This is a genomic window from Pseudoxanthobacter sp. (assembly GCF_036822375.1).
GTDB lineage: Bacteria > Pseudomonadota > Alphaproteobacteria > Rhizobiales > Segnochrobactraceae > Pseudoxanthobacter.
Genome location: NZ_DAISHT010000200.1, coordinates 1 through 2,694 on the forward strand (window position 1 = coordinate 1; position 2,694 = coordinate 2,694).

2 protein-coding genes and 1 pseudogene are annotated in these 2,694 nt (G+C 66.9%); 2 read left to right on the plus strand and 1 reads right to left on the minus strand.

Going from position 1 to position 2,694, the window contains the following annotated elements:
• Both V7067_RS14530 and V7067_RS14535 read left to right on the plus strand, forming a co-directional pair.
• A pseudogene (locus V7067_RS14530) lies at positions 1 to 440 on the plus strand (GntR family transcriptional regulator); the annotation flags it as partial.
• 112 nt (positions 441 to 552) lie between these two features.
• The gene (locus tag V7067_RS14535; RefSeq protein WP_334176623.1) at positions 553 to 891 is read left to right on the plus strand and encodes a cupin; all 339 of its coding nucleotides are present in this window, start codon (positions 553 to 555) and stop codon (positions 889 to 891) included.
• A 63-nt stretch (positions 892 to 954) separates the two neighbouring features.
• On the opposite strand, the gene V7067_RS14540 is transcribed toward V7067_RS14535, so the two are convergent.
• A partial coding sequence (locus tag V7067_RS14540) for a hydantoinase B/oxoprolinase family protein (RefSeq protein ID WP_334176624.1) occupies positions 955 to 2,694 on the minus strand: 1,740 nt, incomplete at its 5' end.

Here is a 2,694-nt window from a genome sequence, read left to right on the forward strand (position 1 = left end):
AGCCGCCGGCCCTCGTCTCCGCCGCCCGCCATATCGACCACGAGCACCTGAAGGATGCCCTCGCCCGCCTGATGGCCGCCGAGGCCGACCCGCCGCGGCGCGGCGACGACACCGCCGAGACGCTGGAAACGCTGCTGGTCGATATCTGCGTTCTGGCCACGCCGAACGAAAAGCTGCGCGATCTGATCCGCAACAACCTGCTGCCGGTTGCCGCCGCCGAGCGCCTGCTGCGCCAGCTCGGCCTGCCGGGCGACCACGCCGCCATCACCGAACAGCGCCTTGTCGTGGAACTGATGCTGCGCGGCGCCCACGAGGCAGCCGCCGCCATGATGGACGCACACCTCGACGCCACCATGAACCGCAACATCGCGCAGATGAAGATCGTCGCCGTCATCCCGAGACCGCAGACGATCCCCGCTTACCTGACAGCAATAAGCTGATCGTCATCGATATTACTTACAATACGGATTTTATTACGTAATTATTGTTGACGAACGATCCGTTTCGTCTGACTATTCAGGCCCGAACATTCATTTTTGTCCGAGGCTTGAGATGACCACCAGACCGCAGGCGGAAGCCATTCTGAAGATCGATGCCCCTCATGTCCGCGTCACCGAATTCCGCTTCGCGCCGGGCGCCGAAACCGGCTGGCACCGCCATGCCGTCGATTATGTCGTGGTGCCCCTCACCGACGGCACCGTGGATGTGGAGCTGCCCGGCGGCGAGGTGATGCGGGCCGAGAACAAGGCCCATGTGCCCTATACCCGCCTTGCCGGCGTGGAACACAACGTCATCAATGCCGGCGACGCCCCCTATGCGTTCCTTGAGATCGAAATCCTCTCGCCCGGCGGCGCCGCGGCGTGCAGCCACGGGGTGCTGCAGGCCGGGTGAAGGCGCCCGGCAGAGGAAGAAACACGGCGCCGGGCGGTTCCCCGCCCGGCGCCGCTGTCATTTTCAGGCGCCGAGCGTGGCGCGGCAGGCCGAGGTCGCGGCCGCATCGATGGCCAGCGTTTCGTCGGCGGCCGTTCCGGTGAACACCACGCCGTAAACGTCGCGGGCACGCACTTCGGTCTCGTAGCCTTCCAGCACGTCCTTCAGCACCCGGCGCGGATCGCGCTCCAGCGGATTGCCGTAGCCGCCGCCGGCGGTGTGGTTGCCGCGCACATATTCGCCGGGCTGCAGCTGCACATTGACGATGTTCGGCAGCTCGCTCTCCGAACCGTCCGGGCGCACATGGAAGTGCCGGGCGCAGGTGCCGTCCTGCCCGCCGCGCACGCCCTTCGGCGCATAGTGCGTGCCGTCGCACGGCCACAGCACGTCCATGGCCGAGTGCGTCGGGCCGTAGGCGAGTTCCATGGCCGGCGCGCCGCGGTGACGGCCGGCACCGGCCGTGCCCGGCACCATGCGCAGGAAGCGGAACTCCATCGGGTGCTTCAGCTCGTCGATCTCCACCGAGTCGCGATACATCAGCCCGCCCACGACCGGCAGCGCATAGGTCGGCCAGCCATCGGCACCGGGCGCGCCGGGGCCGCCGGCGCTGGCGATGATGAGCTGGTTGACATAGGCCCCGTCGGCGCTGCGATCGTCCTTGCCGGACACCACCGCAAAGCCGGCGCCCATGCCGAGCCCGCCTTCCGCCAGCCCGAAGCCGTCGCCGATCTGTGCGAACGAGGACTGGACGATATTGATGAGACGGTCGGCGATGTTGGTGGTCGCCACCGAGCAGGAGTGCGGGAACTGCGGCCGGCCGGCAACCGAACCGTCCTTCAGCGCCACCGAGACCCGGCGGAACGAGCCGGAATTGCGCGGCACCGTGGAATCGATGGAGTTGAACACGCCGGCGATGGTGGAGGACGTGGCGCAGGCCTCGCTCTCGTTGAAGCCGCAGTCGACGTTGCCGACATTGTCGGTGAGGTCGAGGTCGATCATCGCCTCTTCAGGGCGGATGTTGACCGTCACCTTCAGCGGAATGCCGTCCGGCAGCAGCGAGCCGAACGGATCGTGCGCGCCGGTGTTGGTCAGCGTTGCCGCCGGCAGCTTGCGGATGGCGGCGATCATGCGCTGTTCGGAATAATCGAACCAGTCGCGGATGAACTGCTTGATCCGCTCGCGGCCGTATTTCTCGCACAGCTCCTTCAGCCGGCGCTCGCCGACGCGGGCGCAGCCGATGCCGGCCAGAAAGTCGCCGTACCACTGCGAGGGCACGCGGATGCGCGAACGGCACATCCGGACGATGTCGTCTTCCATCTGGTAGTCGCGCTGCACGCGCACCGCCGGGAAGATCAGCGCCCCTTCCTCGTACTGGTCGCGGGCGCCGGCCGAATAGGTGGTCGGCAGCGCGTTGCCGATATCGGCCTGATGGGCCTTGGCGACCGTGGTGAAGAGGTGCTCGCCCTCGAAAAACACCGGCACGAGGAAGGTGTGGTCGGCAGCGTGGGTGTTGCCGGTATAGGGATCGTTGTGCAGGTAGCAGTCGCCCTCGCGGATATCCCCCTTGTGGAACTCCGTCATGGTGCGGGTCTGCATGTGGCTGCCGAAAATGTGGATCGGCAGGCCCTCGGCGGCGGCCAGCAGGTGGTTGTCGCCGGTGCAGATGGAGCACGAGAAGTCGCGGGCGCTGTTGATCACCGCCGAACGGGCGGCGCGCAGCAGCGTGTGGGTCATCTCGCGCACGATGCCATCGATGCGGTTGGC